This is a genomic window from Salipiger pallidus (assembly GCF_014643635.1).
GTDB classification, from domain to species: domain Bacteria; phylum Pseudomonadota; class Alphaproteobacteria; order Rhodobacterales; family Rhodobacteraceae; genus Salipiger; species Salipiger pallidus.
This window is the reverse complement of the sequence record NZ_BMJV01000008.1, coordinates 175990-193989: the sequence shown is the minus strand read 5'-3', so window position 1 is coordinate 193989 and position 18000 is coordinate 175990. Positions and strand designations below refer to the sequence as shown.

Here is an 18000-nt window from a genome sequence, read left to right as displayed (position 1 = left end):
TACAATGCTAACCTTCTCCATGGACGCTTCCTCCTCGTAGCGAATTTCGACACCGCTACCTTGGCACAGCGATGCCGTGAGGGGGCGTCCACACCATCAAGAGGCCGCGCCTCGACCCGACTTCGGACATGGTAGCCGGGCCACGTCTTCCAGAGTGCCCTGCCGAGGTGCTGAATTGCGCGCAGGATCTCGTTTCGCGCCAATGCTGCGAGGCAGTCTTCTTTCCAGGCGCGGCCGTTCTGGCGGATCGGTATGACGGCCTCGGCGCCATGCTCGAGGATGGCAGTGTGGCATCGGCGTGTGCCGTATGCGCCATCCGCCGTGACCGTGGCGATCTCTTCGTCCTCAGGAATTTGCGACAGCAGGTCTGGCAGCAGGAGGCTGCCGCCCTGGCGGCTTGAGGTGAACCCAACCGCGCGTATGTCCCCGCTCTCCGTGTCCATGCCGCTGACCTCACGCACTGGATTCGAAGAGTGAATCCTCATCGCTGAGATCTGCAACAAGGCCGAGCGGCGGCCATGTCGATACGGAAGGCCCACGCATTGCCGGTGACCTTCCAGTAACGCTCGTCATGATCGGCAAGGAACCGGACCTGCCGCTCCGCGTCGTAGCGCAGTCGAAAGCGGTGCTCGCCCGGGCTTACGACCGCATCATCGTCCCCCAGGTAGATGCGGATCATTCCGTCCCGGCGCTGGATGCGGGTGGCCTCCGGTACGCCGTCCATCGTGGCTTCGACCAGATCGAACCCGCCCCATCGGATCCCGTTCTTCGTGAGGGGCAGGTCCCGGAAGATGCCGTGGCGGATGAGATGCCCCTCGGCCTGCACCTTCCAGCGTCTCGGGCGCCTGCAGCGCGCCGGCGTTGTCTATCGTGATTTCGCTAGTGGAGCTGCGGATGCGTTCATCGGCTTGAAGCGGTGCCGCGAACAGGAGGATGAGGAACTGAAACGGCATGCCGCCATCCTACGCCTGGCAATATTCCGAGCATAACCAAGGGCCTGGGTTCACATCCGAAACCTGTCTGTTAGCGTCGCGCCGAGTCACAGGGGGCCAAATGACATATCGGACACACGGGCTTGCCCCGATCCTTGCAATCATCGCCGGTGCCGCGAGTGCGGAGACGGTAACCTTCGATCCACAGCCCGGTGAGACGCGCACATGGCGGATGGAGATGTCGGTCCGCCCGGGCCGCGAGGGTGAACCACCAGACTACAGCTATGCCACACAGCGCATCTCGTCGCTGACCAGCATGGAAGTGGTCGATGACAAGACGCTGCACATCCTTCCGCTGTGGTTCCAGACAGTGGTCGCGGGCGAAACCTACGGCACCCAGGGGCCGCTGCCCGACAACATGCGGCAGGCCATGGCGGAGGGCTTCGATGCTACCCTGAACGCAGGGGTCATCACAGACGTCACGCCCCATGGGACCGCTGTTGTCCCGCAAGAGGTGATGACGGGGCTCAGCCAGCAGTTCGGTGCCGTCCTGCCCCCCGCCCGGCTCGAGGCCACAGAGGGCTGGAGCACCACCATCGCGGAGTTCTCGGGCGTGCCCGACGTAACGGTGACCGTGAGGCATGTTACGGACGACAGCGTGTTCCTGCGGTATGCGGGCGATGATCCGTCCTTCCGGATCACAGGCCTTGCGGTGCTGGATCGGGACGAGGGCTGGCTGCGCCGCGTTGTCATGACCACCGACCAGACCGCGGATGACGGCACGACCCTGCGCACCACCCTTGCGATGGCACCTGAGGACTATCCTTTCCCCATCCATGCCGACTACACCTATGAGCGCCCCGACTGGCATCCCGTGTCCGATGGCCTCTCCGCCGTGGAGCCGCTGCCGACCGAGGCCGATATCTTTGCCCACGATCAGGGCCGCGTGCGGCTGGAGAACGACCTTCCGACGCTGGATTTCACCCATCTGCATGAGAAAATGCCCAGCACCGGGCGCCTGGTGGTCAGCGACCCGCAGGTGTTCCGGGGCGAGCAGCCGGTGGAGATGCCGATGCTGGCCCTGCCGTCGATCACCCTGCCGAACTATCACGAGGAAGACGGTGATCCGTCCTTCACCTCCACGACCCTGATCCCCACGGAGCAAACGCAGATCCTGCCGGATGTGCTGGAGGCGACTGAGATCCGCGCGTCCGTGGCGTGGTATCCGGCGACCCCCTTCACGATGACGCTGACCCCCGACGAGACCGGCCATGCCGAGGTGACAAAGAACGGCGCCACCGCGCGGCTCTCTCCCACCGACGAGGGGTTCGAGCTGATCGTGTCGGGACGTGAGGGCGACGACTTCATGTGGGCCGTCGACGAAGGCACGGAGGCGGGCAGCATGATCTATGCAGCCGATCGCGGGCCGGATTGGCTGACGCCCGCCGAAAGCCTTGCCCGCCGCATCGCCTCTCCCCAATACAGCAGCGTGCTTGTGGCACTTAAGACCGATGCCCCCACGCCCACCCTGTCGGTGCGGGTGATCCGTCACCCGGACACCCCTGCCGCGACGCGCGAGATGGCGTTCCTGACCGATCACGGACGCCGCATGGACCCTGACCGGGCCCCCGACAAGGTGCTCCTCTTCAAGGGCGATCCGCCGCCGCGCCTGGAAGAAGTCCACCCGGAGGGGCTGGACGCCGCCGCGCTGCACTTCCGCATGGGCACCCTTCAGGCTGCACGCTGCTCCGCGGCGTTCGCGCTGCCGCAAACGGAGGCGGTCTTCGCCGAAGTCACGCCGAACTCCGACGGCTATGGCGGCACCCGCCTGTTGCAGATGCAGTCGCCTGATGGCACCCGCACCCATTTCTACGAACACGGCACGCAGGACGTGACTCTGACCTGCGATGCTACCGTGACGTGGGAGGAGACGGAGGTGCAGCCCGATCCCGACCACCCGTGGCAGATCGACGCCGAGGCGCTGGATATCTCGCCCGACCTGACCTACGCGCAGCTGATGGACCAGATCCGCTTCGTGGACGCGCACGGCGACGCGCTGGCGCTGACCACGCCTAACGGCCGGGGTCTGGCACTGTCCGACAGGATCAACTGGGCAATCTTCCCCGACGGGACGCTGCGGGTCGCAGGCAGGCCCGCCCGCATCCTGCGCGCCGTCAGCCGCCCTGATCCCTTCACCCGCAGCTTCACCGTGACCTTCCCCGACCTTCCCGTGCCGGAGGAGGCCCCGCAATGATCCGCACCGCAGTTTTGCTGATCTGTCTCGCGACGCCCGCCCTGGCCCAGGCGCCCGATGGTGTGCAGAAGCAATACTACGACGACGGCACCCTCGCGGGAGAAATCACGCGCAGCGGGGGCGAGCTGCATGGCCCGTGGCGTTCCTACTATCCCTCGGGGCAGCTGCGGGAGGATGCGGTCTACAAGGCGGGCCGCATCGATGGAGTCGAGCGAAAGTTCCACGAGAACGGCCAGCTTGCCGCCGAAGTTCACTGGACCGAGGGAGAGCGCGACGGAGATTTCCGCGACTATGACCGTGACGGCAACCTGACCATGCAGGGCACCTATGACATGGGACAGCCCTCCGGCACGCGCGAGGCATACTGGCCCTCGGGCGCTCTGCGCTCGGTGCGGCATTTCGACGAAGGCCGCGAGGTAGGTCTGTCACGCCGCTGGACGCGCGACGGTGTACTGACGCGCGAGACGGAATATACCGACGCCGGCGTCTTCGTGCGGGAACGGCGCTGGAAGGAGAAGACGCTGATCTCCTTGCGCGAACCTGTGCAGATCGACGGCCATGGCGAAGGCGAGAAGCTGACGGAATACGAGGGGAACTTCACTGAAACAGACATCAGGGCCGAGGGCTACCGCCTGACCACCCGCCACCTCAAGGACGAGCTGATCGACCGATCGGAAGTCGTCGACGGACGGATGCAGGGCCTCTACATCAGCACGGACCCGATCCAGGGTGACGTGACCCGCGTCACCTATGTCGACAACCAGCCACATGGATTGTTCACCCGGACGTGGAACGGCAGCGTTCTGGACCGGGGCATGTATGACCACGGCAAGCGTGTCGGAGAATGGCGGCGTGAAGAAACGACGCCCTTCGTGGAGCTGGAAAACTATGACGACAAAGGGCGGTTGGACGGCGAACAACGTACCTTGGGCCTGGACGGGAAGGTGCGAATGCGCGTGACCTATGCCGCCGGAACACTGGACGGGCCCTATGAGTCCTTCGGCCCTGACGGCGAGACCCTTGAGCTGGGGCAATACGATATGGGCCAGAAGACTGGCCCGTGGAAGGAGATCTCCGGTAACCTCGAGGACCTCCATTCCGGCAGCTACGCCGAGGACAAGCGCGACGGCCGCTGGACCATCACCGGCGCGGAGGGTCATCCGGCAGAGGTCCTCCACTACGACATGGGCGAGGAGGACGGACTGCATTACCTCTTCGCCCCCGATGGCGCGGTGGACGAGGTGCAGGCCTGGCGCGACGGTGTGCGCGACGGCTACACCACGTACTATCAGGACGGTCGCCCGGTCCTGCGCGATCTGTGGCAGGACGGAATGCTGACACGAACCGACCTGCCGGTGGTCCCGCAATGACGTTCGGTCGGGCCATCCGCACCTGCCTGCGCAAGTTCCTCCATTTCGGCGGCCGGGCCTCCCGCGCGGAATACTGGTTCTTCGTGCTCGCCCTGGTCATCGCGACCTGGGTCACCGGGACACTGGATTACATGCTCTTCGACGGGCGGCATCCCCTTGGCGTGTTCCTTGCCGTCGTCACCATCCTTCCCATGACATCGGCCGGATGGCGGCGGTTGCACGACGTGAACCGCCGCGGCTGGTGGCTGCTGTTGCCAGGCATCGCGTCGCTGATCTTTCTGGTCGGTGCCTTCGCCATTCGCGGCCTGACCGCGCAGCCGATGGCGGAGATCCCCACTGCCAGCAACTCCGACGGTTGGCTTTACACCGTCATGCTGGGGTTTCCTGCGGTGTCGCTTGTCTCGACGATCTGGCTCGTCGTGCTGCTGGCGCGAAAGGGCGACCCGCAGGGCAACCGCTTCGGTCCCGCACCGCAGCACGGCGAGAGGTTCTCGAATGAATAGTGCTCCGATGCCAACAGGCGTACCAGCCGGCCTCGGCACGGCTGCCGTCGCTCGGGATCGGCTGACGGCTGACTCTCTCCACCCGATCGGCATTCCGGCATGATCCCTGTCGCACAGGGTGGTTTGACCCTCCTGCTGCTCGGCTGGCAGGGGGTCGCGGTGATCGGAATTGTCGCCTTGGCCTGCGCGCACAAGAATGGGCAGCGACGCCCGTTCTTTCGTCGTCATACGTTTCTCTACGGCCTGCTCTGGCTGATCGTCGCGCCGGTGGCGGGCGCCTGCCTGCTGCTGACGGTGGCAGGGATGGCGACGCTGCTCTGGATGTGGATCAGCGGAGGTCTCGGTTGAACATGAAAGGATTTCCCATGCGCTCACTCATCGTGATTGCACCTTTGCTCTGGGCCGGGCACGCCTTGGCCGAACCCGTGATTTTCCAGCCCGACCCGGAGAGCGTGCGAAGTTACAGCCTCTCCGTCGGAGACGAAGCGCGTCCATTGGCCTTCGATGCCCTCTATGGCCGTTACCTGGACGCCTACCTGGACGTGACGGGCACGGAAGACGGAATCCATACGATCCCCACGCGCGTCGAGCTGCGGGAGGATGGGGAATACATCAGCTCTTCCGCGCCAAGGCAGTGGTCTGACGCGCTGACCGCCCTGCAACGGGCTGGCTATGATACGGAGATCGCTGGCGCCGAGACGGAACATACCTTCGCCAGCGCCGCGCCCGAGGTAGAACAGGACGCGGGCGCCAAGGCCGAGATCCTGCACGCTGCCCTCTCCGATCCCTTCGCCAGCCCCGCCTTCCCGGTCACTGTCCAGGCCGAGGACGGCTGGAGCACCACCCTGCCGGAGCTTGGCAGCTACCGGAATGTCGAGCTGCGCGTGACGGCGGTCACCGATACGGAGGTGCGCGTCGCCTTCACGGGCGGTACCGGACCCGACACGTCCCCAGATGCTCATGATCCCCACCCCTGGCGCACGCGAGGCCACCGCATCGCCGGGCTTGCGGTTCTGGATCGCTCCGACGGGTGGGTGATCCGCCAGGTCGTCACGCGGGAGACGACCCTTGCGGTCGATGGCCAGAAGCTGCCCTCCCGCCGCACCACCGTTCTCACCCCGCTGATCGACGGTCTGGACAGCTTCGCCCCCGAAGACAGCCGCTGGCCCCGCGACATCAACGAAGTGACCGCGCCCGCAGATCTGCCCCCCGCGACGGCGGCGCAGATGTTCGGAGACGAGGCGACCTTCGAGTTCTTCGGCGCGCCCGCCATTCTGGCCATCCCTGCGGACATCAGAAGCTTTGTCCAAGTAGGCAGGATGACCTTCAACGACCTGCGTCTCTTTGACGAGGCCGGAGAGCCGGTCGACATCCGCACCCACATCGGTGCAGCCTATGCCCAGCCGGATTTCGGCTATCCCGACAGCCTGCGGTCTGCCGCCCTCGTGACGCCGAACGTGATCGGCCCCGTCATGCTGGACCAGATGTCCCGCATGACGGCCGAAGTCTCCTGGTATCCATCTACGACCCAGGTCATCGAGATGACGGCGGACGAGGACGGGCGCGCTTCGGTTGACAGCAACGGCGTGCAGGCCGAGCTGAATCCCGGGGACATGCCCGGCACCTACGTCTTGCGCTACAGTGGGCAGAAGGATGATCTGATCACATGGTCCTTGCCTGAGGAAATTTCGGGGCAAGCCGCGCTCTATGCTCATGATCGCGGGCCCGACTGGCTGTCACCCGCAGAAAGCCAGGTCCGCATGTTCGCGGCCGAACACCCCGAGGGGCAGACCTTGGTCCTGCACACCGAAACCGCCCCGCAGGCCATTCGTGTCCGGCTGGACCGCCCTGCCGAACAGCCGCAGGTGAGCAGGGAAATGACATTCGCGCCGCGCGAGTACGGTCGCTGAGGTGACCGAAGCCTGCGGCAGTCACCTCGAGCGCATACTGGTCTAGCCGTGAATGGGCCGCTGGTGCTTTGGCTTCGGTACTGACGGCACAACTGCGCCTGCCTAGAAGACGCCTTTGGGCTCAGAGCAGACCTGCTGCGGCGCGGCGTGGCGGAAGCCCAAGTGAATTGGGCGGACCGGCAGATCCCGGCCCCGAGCTGCCGTTCGCCGAGAACGGCTTTGCTGCAGCGCGGCTTCACGATACCGGACTTTCGCGTCGCCGGGCAGGATCGATCAGAAGGTGAGCGTCTGCTTGGCGCCCAAGGCGGACATCCGCATTTTACTGGAAGACTGTTCTATTTCGACTTGAAGCAGACAATCTGAACCGGGTGGGTTCTGTCCTCTTCGATATTCCGAGCGGCATTTCTGACGATCTGCGGCGCGAGCTCGCCCAAGAGAATATGCACTCCAAACACCGGGGCCTCGCCTTTTTCGGAGCGCTCGATGGCGGCCCTGTAGCCCTGCAAGTATTTTGCACCGGTATTCGTGACTTGTATGCGGGAAAACCCGGCCCGCTCAAGCGCTGCGACGGTGTCTGATGGGCGCATCAGATGAGCGCCGGTTCCGTCTTCTGACCAAGGGACAGGGTGATGTGGTTCCCAAACCTCGCCGAGCCCATGCTCAGTCAGCGCAAAGAACGCACCGGGTTTCAGCACACGGAAGGCATCTGCGAAAAAGGCGTCGCGGTCGGGCACGTTCATTGTAACGTGCTGCGCGTAACCGCCATCGAATGCTTCATTCTTGTAAGGGAGTTTCTGTCCGTCACCGTGTCGGAACTCCACCATGTCCTCCATTCCGACAAGCATGCTTAACCGCTCGGCGGCCTCAACGAAGGGCTCAGTGATGTCGAGACCATCCACATGACAGTGAAAGCGTTTGGCGAGGTATCTGGCGGGACCGCCGATGCCACAGCCAATGTCGACAAGCCGGTCGCCCTCTTGGATCGGTAAGACATCTGCAAGGTCCACGGTTCCAGCAAAGCCGCGTGCGTGGAAATGATCAACAGGTGCGAGGTCTTCGATGGTCGCGAAATTGGGGTCGATCTCAGCGAGTTTCATTGCTTCCAGGATGCGCGCATAAACGTCGCCTTTGCCCCAATGATCAGAAACCGATTGAGCGTTCGTCATGTGCGGGCCTCCGAGTTGATCGGGCAAAACTATCACAGATCTCTGGATTTCCTTAGAGATTTCCCAAGCCCGCTTCGGGCTTGAAGCGGGCTTGCGGCGATGTGGCAGGCCCTGCGACAAAGCGAGCCAGGTGCGCGTCATGACCGGCCCTCTCCGGACATCCGCTGTCTTGATGGGGGCAGCGCCGTGGCTTAACGGAAGCGGCCGTTCGGGACTCTGTACCGCCTTTCCAGAAACCTTGCGGCAGCAGAGCGGGCAAAACGGTCATGCCCCAAGATCAATCGTCCTGTCAGGTGAGAGAGATTCAAGGAATGCCGTGTCATGGCTGATCGCTAGAACAGCGCCATCATAAGCCGCCAGCGCAGCCTCAAGCGCTGCGATACCGTCCAGGTCAAGATGATTGGTCGGCTCGTCCAGGATCAGCAACGGAGGCGGTGGGGTGGCTCCGAGGGCACAGGCCAGACCAGCGCGCAGACGTTCGCCGCCGCTCAGCTCGGCTGCGCGACGCATGGCATCCGTCGCCCGGAAACCGAACCTGGCCAGTGCCGCGTGAGCGACGTGGGGATCAGCCGCGGGGTTAAGATGCCGGAAATTGTCGCGAAGGGACAAAGCCGGATCAAGCAGCTGGACATGCTGGTCCAGCACGGAAAATGGAACCGAAAGCGTCACGCGGCCACTCTGCGGCACGATCTGACCGGTGATGATCTTCAGAAGCGTCGTCTTTCCGCTGCCATTCGGTCCGGAGATAACAACGTGCTCGGGGCCGGTCACGGTCAGCGACAGGTCACGGATTACCGGATGATCGGGGTCATGGCCGCCGGTCACACTTTCCAGTCGCAGCACCGTTTTGCCGGTCGCTAGCCCGGTTGAGGGAATTTCCATGCGCAAGGGATGCAGGGTTTCGATCTTTTCGCGAGCGGCGGACAACGCCTCCTCTGCCGCCTCCTGACGGGCATCGCGCAGGCGGACACCCGCGCCGCCCGAGGCCTCAGCCCGCCCCTTGGCGGCATCCATCAGAATCTTCGGCTGATCGCCCCTTGCCCGTGCACGATGTCCGGCACTGTCCTTGCGGGCCTTGCGCTCGCTCGCCTGCTGCGCACGACGGGCCGCCTCAGAGTGGGTTTTCTCCGCGTGGGCGAGGTCACGCGCGGCCGCGTCCATCTCGGTGTCCTTCCGCTGCCGAAAATTTCTGAAGCTTCCTCCATATCGGGCCGCGCCAAGCGAGGTGAGTTCGACGATCGCGTCCATTTCTTCCAGAATTTCACGGTCATGGCTGGCGATGATCATGCCCCCCGTCCAACTCCGAATGAGCTCGATCACAGCCTTGCGCCCCTCCCGGTCAAGATTGTTCGTCGGTTCGTCGAGCAGCAGGAAGTCCGGCTCGGTGAAGATCAGGGCGGCAAGAGCGGCACGGCTGCGCTGGCCGCCGGATAGCGACGCCAGGAGGGTCTGCGGCCCGACAGGCAAGCCACAGCGCAAAAGCGCCCCTTCTATCCGCGCGGGCAGGGTCCAATCCGCGTCGGCCAGGTCGTCGACATCCGCAAGCCCCGCCTCCGCACGGTCAAGCAGATCAAGCGCGGGCCGCACTCCGAAAAGATCGGCGATGCGGTCATCCGGCTGCTCCATCGCCTCCTGCCGCATCATAGCGACGGACCCGGTCATGCGGACCTGGCCCGAAGCCGGATGCAATTTTCCGGAAATCAGGCGAAGGAGGGTACTCTTACCAATGCCATTGCGCCCGATGATGCCGGTGCGCTCAAGGCCGAAAGTCAGATTGAGGTCGGTAAGAAGGGGCGCGTCGTCAGGTGTGAACCAGGACAGGCCGGAGAGGGAAACGGATGCAGGCATGGGACAGAACTTCTCGCAGCAAAATCGAAGAGGCGAAGGCGGCGAGGTTCAGGTCCATGGTGGCGGCATCTCCAGTTTCAGAATTTATTTAAAGCTATGGCTCGCGTGGCGATTTTGCAAGTCAGGGCCAACCAAGCCTCTTGGCTCGCTCCGGACCTACGCCGCAATACGCCCGAATTGCAGGGTCTCGTTGACATGGCCGGTCCGGCTCACCCAGTACCCCGGGAAGCCCTCGGGAGGCGTCACTCAGGTCTGATCTCGCGCTGATGGCGAGCAAGAAGCGTGACCAGCCTTCTGCCGGAAATCACCTTCTAGCGCTTTAGATGGATGAGGCCCCGTTCGACCGGGTCGAGGTCAGCGCCGTCTCCATACACGCGAGCAAGGGTATCGGCGCAGACGTCTGTTGCCGTGACGCGCACCTGACAATTTCTCCGCCGCTGATATCGAGCTATGATCGCAGCGACAGCTTAGGTCGGCTTAATGGTCTTCATTGGAGTTCCCACTGCTTCTAAGCGACCTCGTGTCCAGGGCCTCACCATCCAAGCCAGCCCCACTGCGTCATGCTCAGGCTGATACAGGGAGGACACAACGGCCCTCCGCCGGATCCGCCGCTTCATGCCATTAACCGCACATCCCCTCCATACGCAAAGGGCGCCGGAGCATATGCCCCGGCGCCTCTATCACCGTCGTTCAGAGAGTAGCCCAAGGGCACCAGCCGGTACGTTTCGCCCTTGACACCCCTTGCGCAGACTTATGCTTCCGTTTGCGCATTCATCTGCTTTCTCTGACTCAGTCAGAGAAAGCAGATGAATGCGCAAAATCAATCACTTCCGATTCGGTGCCAGGAATCCATAAACATTTTCAACAACTTGCCGAACGCGATTTCCAGAGTGAAAGCATATGCCTGCGCAGAAACCAAAAACCTGCGCAGCATCAGAGGCTTAGCTGGTGCGGGCATCCGGGCGCCAGCATCTAGGCATGAAAAAACCCGCGCCGAAGCGCGGGTTTCTCAAAGACTGAATTGTCCTGGAAGATCAGGTGCCGATCGCGGCCCGGAACGGCTTGTCCCTCCGGAACATCCTCTCGTAGCTGTCGTGGGTAAAGGGCGTGGCCAGTTCGTTCATTCCGGTTTTGTCGCACCATGCCTCCACGAAATCCAAGCGCTCAAGCGACCCTTCCCCCCTAGCAACCGCAAGTGCCACTGCATCCATGACCATGTCGATGACCAGGCCCCATCGGAATGCCCCTGCTGTCGCCAGGCGGTGCAGGAAATCTCCCGTCGGCAGGTCAGCATCGACATTTAGCCCTGCGCTGATCGCGTAACTGCCAACGATCTCGTTGAGAGTTTCGTAATCCTGCGCCGGATGCCCGGCCGTGCTGTTCAGATCGATTTCACCAAACTCGATCCTGGCCATCAACCGGTCAAGCTGCTCCTCGCGTTGCACATAGTCACCAAGCTCCGGGACGCCGGACAAGATCAGCATGAGCGGCCAGTCGTGAGATGGCATAAAAGTTTCGCCACTCTTCGTGTTATGCTTGTCTACCTTCATAAGGCCCTTGAAGGCGTCCAGGACAGCTTCGACCTCCTTATCCGATTTGCCCCGCATGATGTGCTGAGCCTCATCGTAGTGGATTCCAACGATGCCCCGGAGCTTCGCCTGCTTGATCACGAGATCCCAGATTTCGAACTGTGTCCGGCGCGTACTGCTGGTGATCGGATAGCCCAGAGCCTGCAGCGTTTTGCGGCCAAGATCCTTCCAGGTACCCTTCGCGCCGAGAACGCAACACGCAAAGCGCGCCGGCTTGCCGTCAGGCAAAAGAACGGCGCTTTCGTTGAACTGGTCCAGCATGTCCGAGATCTCGGCGGTCTTACCGGAGCCGGACAGCCCTGTGATCAAGAGGCTGCGCCCCTCAAAGCTCTTCCCGGACCGAAGGCGGCCAAGGTGGCGACTGAAGAGCTTCGAGAATTTGCGCTGAAGCTCCTCGCCCCTGGCGAGCGGGAAATGCCGCTGGGCGAGATCCGCATTCAGATCTGCCAACGAGGGAATGATGAAGGGGTTGGTCACAGTTTACTATCCTTGATGGGGTCGAAGGTCATGGTCTGGATCTCGTCAGGGTCTGGCGCGGTTGTGCTCCCCTTCCTTGGGGGTGCATCCATCGGTCTAGCGGACTGTGGCGAAGGTGCGCTTGCCTTGGGAGGCGTCGATGGGGACGGCGGTTTGAACGGCGCCGCGCCGGCGGGGCGTGCCGGCACCGCACCCGACGTGCGGCCCCTGCTCATGAGATGCCCGGGTGCAGCAGTCGCGCCGATGTAGGCTGCGGGTCGCGTTTCGACCTGAAGCAGTTTGCTCGCGCGAGCCTCGAGCTGTGCGAGCGTCTGGTAGCTCGACGGATCGCGGGAATCCGGGAAGAAGCCGGATTCAAGCGCACGGCGCTTCATCGCTTCGCTCAGGTGTCGATCATGGAGTTCCCGCAAGATCGGATTGGACTTCGTCGCAGTCTCCATGATCTCGATGGCTTCTTCGAGCGTCTGGTCCTTGAAGACGGTCATGCTAAGGCGGGCTTCAATCACGGCGTCTTCCCCCTCGGCAGTGACATGGACCTTCCGCAGGTCGTCGGGATCGAGGTGAACGGTGACCCGCTTCGGGCGCCCCGCTGCGAAGCGTTGGAGTTCCGTAGAGTTGAACGGGATATTGAACGCCCTGACCCCTTCTGACGTCGTGGTTGCCTGAACCTTTGCTCCCAAATGCAGACACCGGTCGCGCTGCGACGGCGGTTCCATCGGGCCGTAAAGCTGAAGGGCCTCTTCCTGCTTCTGACGAGGGGTCGCACCGTACATCCCGGTGCCGCGATGCGGCCGGAAGGGATACTCATCGATAAAATATCGCGTGAGGGTGCCATAGAGGTCGTCATGACTGATTTCGGCCGAGGGCTTGGGCTCGTAGCCGGTCAGTTCGCCAGGACGGCTACCGGTGTACCCTGGCCGGAAGTTCAGCACGTCCCATTGCGTCGTGCCGAAAAGCCGCTCGACGATCTGCTTGTCCATGGGCTGGTGCGCGCGCGCCGTCATCACGGCCATGCCCATTCCGAGCTGACCCGCATAAACGTCTGCATTCCGGGTGGCCGTGCCATTGTCCGCTAGCGCAAGCCCCAAGCGGACGGGCGGCACGGGATCCTGCTTGCAGCCGTATCGCACCCCTCCTTGGTCTTGTCCCGGGTCGCCATGCGCAGCAGAGCCTTGCTGTGATCAGCATCGGCCGTTTCAGACATGACCCAACCCAGCACCTCGCGGGTCGCGATATCAAGGATCACATGGAGCCAGCAGCGTCGGATCTCATTGTCCGCAAGCTCCTGCGGAGCTTCCTTGGGATCGATGATCTCAGCACGTACGACACCATCGCCGGAGGTGAAAATCGACAGCAGGCACTGGTCCCATTCGAACTTCTCACCAAACGCCAAGGCGCGCACGTCAGTCGACCCAGCTCCCTTGGTGTTGGCCCCGTGTCGCGTCCCACCGCGACCGAGCACGGTGACGACATCGGAAATCGCCTTCGCACGCGTGCGGATCGTCGTGATCGAGGGAAAGTTGATGTCTTGCGCCATCTCTCGGGGAGAGCGGTGGAAGACCTTTGTCGCCAGCTTGTATACAGATGCCAGTTTTGGCTGCTTAGGATCATGCCAACAGTTCAGAACGTAGTCGATGAACTGCTCCTGCCATTCGCAGAGCCTTGGCTCCCGACGCCCTTTCATGCGGTCACGATCCGCCAAGACAATTGGGTTATGATCGAAGCGATGGTAAACGTCGCGGTAGCTGGCCAGGGTCCGCCCTTGCGGGACATCGAAGCCGCTTGCGAGCTTCCCGCCACGGCGTGTCCCGAGAAAATTGTGCCCAGGCGCGATCTGTTCCGCTCGGGTCAATAGAAGACGGCGATGTGTACCGCTCTTGTTCATGCTGCGCTGGGTGAGCTTCACGCCCTCGGCGCGCAGCTCGTCTTGGGCGATAACAAGAGCTAGGCGCGCCTGGACAATCCGCTGGTCTTTTTCCGAAAGCTGATCAACGCACTCGAGGCCGTCGGTATGCTTGAGCAGAGCCTTCCGCTTTTCAAAATCGGCCGGCTTGATGACCTCGCAATCCCGGTGTCGGATTGCAGTCTCAACCCGCTCAAGCGGCAGCGTGAAACACTCGCCGGTTTCCTTGCATTCCACCGCATAACCGCTCTCCTCGCGAACCGACACCGTCAGTTCGCGACCATCCAGCTTCAGGATGGATCCTTTGGGGATGTTGTAGAGCGGTTGCGAGGTCATGCGTTCAGCGCGACCCGGGAGGGGTAATCAATGACCCCATGCATGTCCGTCCAGAGCACATTCTGACCGATGAGCCGAATCGCCGCCTGGTAGCAGCGCCACGGCTCCATGTCGCAATTCGCGATCAGGTCGCTCAGATACCAATAGCTGGTATTGCGTGCGGCATCCTCGACGAGCGCATCCGCGTCATCGTCCGACACCTGCAGATAGTCCCAGATACGGCGAAGGTTGTCGCGATAGGCGCGCGTGTAGTCATCGGTGCAGACGACCATGCAGTCGTCAGCAAAGTCCTCGGTGACCGCGGCGAAGATGTCGTCGATTTCGTCCTGGGTTTCGCGCCTCGCCAAGCTCGTCGCGTTGCGGACGAAGACCGCGCGCCGGTAACCGTCCCGAAAGGTCAGCCGCAAGTCGAAGTGATGGGGGTACACTCCCTTCTGGCGACGGCAATAGTAGTAAACAGGGGCAAGCTGCACTTCCAGTCCATAGAGTTCGGGGCTGCGAAGGGCATCCAGAGCGACGGCGTATTCGGACTCGCCATCAAAATGGTAAAGCTGCCGGATGCCGCCCGTCATCGGCGTTGCCAAAGCTGTCGACACCCGCTTGACCGTGTCGCTGCGGGTCAGGGGATTAAGAGCACCTGCATAGGGGAGCACCCCGTGGATCGGTGCCACCACTAGGGCGGGCTGTTCCTTCTTGGGCGCCGGTTGGTCCTGCAACCAGTCTTCATAATTCGACATGCCGTCTCCGTTCCCGGAAACGAGGCGCTTCCGGGGTAATCATCTTTTCATCCAGGAGCTCAGACCGCGCTTGCCCGGGCCGTTTTCGGCCTCTAGCTTGGCAAGTGATACACGGGCGATCTTTGCCCCAACTTCCAGGCGCGCACCCCAGGGTGCGCGTTTTCTTTTGCGCAGGACTTGACCCTCAGGGACCGCCGACCTTGCACAAGGGGAGAGTCCGCGAATCCGCTGAAAATCCAAAACAGAAAAATGCGCCCGGCCTTCAAGGCCCTTACCAAAATGGAGTCAACCCCCTGAAAATGCGAAAAAATATCGACTGAATTTTCTTCACATGAGCTCTTCAGGGGCCATCGGCGTCACGTTCTCGGGGCCGGCGCGACGATGTCGGACATGTTCTCACAAGGTGATGAGCAGGACATCGAGAGAAGAAAGTTGCCACGCCCCCGCGAGCTATCAGCCGAGGCGCAATTACGATTGCGACCAGATCTCGCTCTAGTTGCGCGCAGTGCCGCTGTCGTTGCGGCCGCAACAAGTCGACCACCCAAGTCGCCAACGACGGGCGAGTCGATGAGCGAGGAAAGTCCGGAGGTTTGAAGATCGGGCAGTTTGTAGCCATTGTGGGAACAAACTCGCTCGATGGTAAACCCGACGCCCTATGCGTTTCTTGCGAAGTGGCCTGATGGGCGGCTGAGACTGCAAGATGCAGCCGTTCGCCAGGCAGGAGTTGCGATGGACGCCGGATGCCAACGACGCAGATCGCGGCGTACACGGGGGCGGAGAGCGGACTTTCGCCGCGGTCGCTAACGTGCCCTGCTCGTCCCGCTGAAGCGGACATTACGCGGGGCTTTCACGACCGAATATGCGATAGCGGGCACTGATAGCTGCGAGCCTTCCTTCGCAGTGGAAAGCGAATGCGTCTGCAAACGCCAGTTTTCCCTCGGAAGTGAACCGCAGACTTTGCGTGCATCGGCAGCAAGCCACGGCGCGATGTCAGTTCGCCCCACCCGACATCGAGCCATCCGGCAGGATGAAGTGCGGCGTCAGGGTCGCGAGGCAGCTGGTATCCGGCACGGCGTCGGGGGCGTTCAGGAAGGCCACCGAGATGTCGTTCGCACAAGGCTGGTAGGCGATGCTGCCATGCCCTGCTTCGGGCACGATATAGTTATGCGCGCGGCTCAGGGTTTCGGCGGCGACGCCTCCCCACCGCCACGAGGTCTGGATGTCCAGCGTGCCGTTCAGCACCAGCGTCGGGATGTCCGACACGATCGGCTCGTGGAAACCCTCGCGCGGGGACTGCGTGAAGGCGGCGCAGTCCTCGAAGGTCGCAATCACGTCGGCGACGTTCTCTTCCGCCGCGAGGAACGGAAAGCGCGCGCCGACCTCTTCCATGCGCGCGCGCAGCCCTTCGAGGCTGTTCCATGGCACGTCCTCCTGGCAGGCGTAGATCTCGACCCCCAGCTTGCTGGCCAGCAGCAATTCGTAGATCGTGGCCTGCTCGTCGGCGATCTCGAAGGTGCGGCTCAGGTCGGTATCGCTCATGGCAAGCACCAGCTGGCGCAGGTCCGACTGGTCCGATCCGGCGAAATGGGTGTCGACCCAAGACAGCAGCGGCGCGCGTGCCGGCTCGGTGGTCTGAAGCAGGGCGTAGTCGCGCAGCATGGCGGCCTTGGCATCGGCGTCAGACAGTGCGCGGGCGGCCTCGGTCGAGCGGATCTCGAAGGCTTCGGCCACGCTGACCGCATCAGTGTCGGTCGCGAGGTCGCTGCGCAGGCGGGTGATCACGTCGGTCACCCCCGCGTCGAGCTCGGCACTGGCGGCAGCGATGCCGAGGGCGGCGCGCAGCAGCGTGCGCTCCTCTTCGCCAAGGCCCGGAGTGGCGGCAAGCCGGCCCGCTGGGCCTGCGTCGTCCATCGCGAGGAAGGCGTCGATGGCATCGGTCTTGCCGTCCGCGAGTTCATGAAAGATGCGCGGCAGGTAGGGCGTGATCGGGCGCAGGTCACGCCAGTTGTTGCGCAGGCTGAACGTGATGTCGAACAGCAGGTCGGCGGTGATCTCGGGCGCGCCGCGCGAGGCGGGAATGGGGTCTTTCGCCAGCCGCTCGAAGGTGCGGTTGATGTCGCCTTCGAGGTCGGGATAGGCGGTGGCGCAATCAGCGTCGGCCGCGCACTGGTCCAGCAGCGCATCGAGCGTGTCGACCACCGGCCCAAGCAGGTCGTCGTAGATCTTCTGGGTGGGGGGCGCGACACCGTCGATCACCACTGACCGCATACCGTCCGGCGCGGTGCGCATCACCTCGAGCGCCAGCCGCGTGCCGTAGGAAATGCCGTAGATGTTGTACTCGGGGTAGCCCAGCGTGCGCATCAGTGCCTGCACGTCGCGGGCGTTGTTGGCGGTGTTGTAAGCGGGAAGATCGGCGCCCGAGGCCAAGATCTCGTCGACGCAGGGCGCGACGAAATCGCCGAGGTCCGGTGCCTCGGGATCTTCGCGGCTGACCTTCACCAGGTCGACGATATGGTCCGCGATGCCTTCGTAGCAGCGCACCGAGGTCGACGAGAGCGCGGCGGCACGCTGGTCGAAGGTGATGATGTCCCGTGTGCGGCGGTGGTTGGGAAACAGCACGTTCGACACCAGCCCGATCGAGCCAAGCGTGCCCGCCGCCGGCCCGCCATGCAGGTACACGATGGGATCAGGGGCCGGCGCAAGAGTCTGCGCCTTTAGGATCGCAAATTCCAGCGGCACACGCCGCTCGGACGGTGGATCATAGCTTTCGGGGACGCTGACCGTGCCGCAGATCACCGTCTGCCCCTCGACCTCGAGCGTGCCGAGCGGAAGGTTGCATGGCTCGACCGTCACCGGGTACGCGGCGACATGGCCGCCATCCCGCAGGGGCTGGAACTCGGGCGCGGCCTCTCCGGCAAGAAGCGCAGTCAGCACGGCGAAGATCTGGTCTGCGGTCATGGCGTTGTCTCCTGTTT

At 63.1% G+C, this 18000-nt stretch carries 13 protein-coding genes and 1 pseudogene; 5 read left to right on the top strand and 9 right to left on the bottom strand.

Annotated features, from left to right (window positions below; all coding sequences use genetic code 11):
- Together IEX41_RS17955 and IEX41_RS17950 are read right to left on the bottom strand one after the other, a co-directional pair.
- Positions 1 to 443 (bottom strand): annotated as a pseudogene (locus IEX41_RS17955) (transposase); the annotation flags it as partial.
- A gap of 38 nt (positions 444 to 481) precedes the next feature.
- Positions 482 to 826, bottom strand: a complete 345-nt coding sequence (locus tag IEX41_RS17950) for a DUF2207 domain-containing protein (protein WP_188791694.1) — start codon at positions 824 to 826, stop codon at positions 482 to 484.
- Between the two features lie 227 nt (positions 827 to 1053).
- Between IEX41_RS17950 and IEX41_RS17945 the strand changes: the two genes are divergently transcribed.
- The 5 genes from IEX41_RS17945 to IEX41_RS17925 all read left to right on the top strand — a co-directional run bounded on the left by IEX41_RS17945 (position 1054) and on the right by IEX41_RS17925 (position 6969).
- Positions 1054 to 3186, top strand: a complete 2133-nt coding sequence (locus tag IEX41_RS17945) for a hypothetical protein (RefSeq protein WP_188791693.1) — start codon at positions 1054 to 1056, stop codon at positions 3184 to 3186.
- Positions 3183 to 4556, top strand: coding sequence for a toxin-antitoxin system YwqK family antitoxin (locus IEX41_RS17940; RefSeq protein ID WP_188791692.1), 1374 nt, complete (start codon positions 3183 to 3185; stop codon positions 4554 to 4556). Before IEX41_RS17945 ends, IEX41_RS17940 begins: the two co-directional genes overlap by 4 nt.
- A complete protein-coding gene (locus tag IEX41_RS17935; protein ID WP_188791691.1) occupies positions 4553 to 5059 on the top strand; it encodes a DUF805 domain-containing protein in 507 nt (168 codons plus the stop codon). The genes IEX41_RS17940 and IEX41_RS17935 overlap by 4 nt, the downstream gene beginning before the upstream one ends.
- Positions 5060 to 5158: 99 nt before the next feature.
- A complete protein-coding gene (locus tag IEX41_RS17930; RefSeq protein WP_188791690.1) occupies positions 5159 to 5407 on the top strand; it encodes a hypothetical protein in 249 nt (82 codons plus the stop codon).
- Positions 5408 to 5424: 17 nt separating this feature from the next.
- Positions 5425 to 6969 (top strand): hypothetical protein, encoded by a 1545-nt coding sequence (locus IEX41_RS17925; protein ID WP_188791689.1) that lies wholly within the window; start codon positions 5425 to 5427, stop codon positions 6967 to 6969.
- Positions 6970 to 7304: 335 nt separating this feature from the next.
- Here IEX41_RS17925 and IEX41_RS17920 read toward each other — a convergent pair whose 3' ends face one another.
- From IEX41_RS17920 to IEX41_RS17890, 7 genes are all read right to left on the bottom strand, one after another.
- Positions 7305 to 8276, bottom strand: coding sequence for a class I SAM-dependent methyltransferase (locus tag IEX41_RS17920; protein WP_229673342.1), 972 nt, complete (start codon positions 8274 to 8276; stop codon positions 7305 to 7307).
- Positions 8277 to 8399: 123 nt separating this feature from the next.
- Positions 8400 to 9983: an ABC-F family ATP-binding cassette domain-containing protein gene (locus tag IEX41_RS17915; protein ID WP_188791688.1), complete on the bottom strand. Its 1584-nt coding sequence runs from the start codon at positions 9981 to 9983 to the stop codon at positions 8400 to 8402.
- 1034 nt (positions 9984 to 11017) lie between these two features.
- Positions 11018 to 12049 carry an ATP-binding protein gene (locus IEX41_RS17910; protein ID WP_188791687.1) on the bottom strand — a complete coding sequence of 344 codons (1032 nt, stop codon included), beginning with the start codon at positions 12047 to 12049 and terminating at the stop codon, positions 11018 to 11020.
- The gene (locus IEX41_RS17905) at positions 12046 to 13062 is read right to left on the bottom strand and encodes a Mu transposase C-terminal domain-containing protein (protein ID WP_188791686.1); all 1017 of its coding nucleotides are present in this window, start codon (positions 13060 to 13062) and stop codon (positions 12046 to 12048) included. The genes IEX41_RS17910 and IEX41_RS17905 overlap by 4 nt, the downstream gene beginning before the upstream one ends.
- Before the next feature lie 59 nt (positions 13063 to 13121).
- Positions 13122 to 14288, bottom strand: a complete 1167-nt coding sequence (locus IEX41_RS17900) for a hypothetical protein (RefSeq protein WP_188791685.1) — start codon at positions 14286 to 14288, stop codon at positions 13122 to 13124.
- Positions 14285 to 15025, bottom strand: a complete 741-nt coding sequence (locus IEX41_RS17895) for a hypothetical protein (RefSeq protein WP_188791684.1) — start codon at positions 15023 to 15025, stop codon at positions 14285 to 14287. Before IEX41_RS17895 ends, IEX41_RS17900 begins: the two co-directional genes overlap by 4 nt.
- A gap of 990 nt (positions 15026 to 16015) precedes the next feature.
- Positions 16016 to 17983 (bottom strand): alpha/beta fold hydrolase, encoded by a 1968-nt coding sequence (locus IEX41_RS17890; RefSeq protein ID WP_188791683.1) that lies wholly within the window; start codon positions 17981 to 17983, stop codon positions 16016 to 16018.
- Between the last annotated feature and the right edge of the window lie 17 nt (positions 17984 to 18000).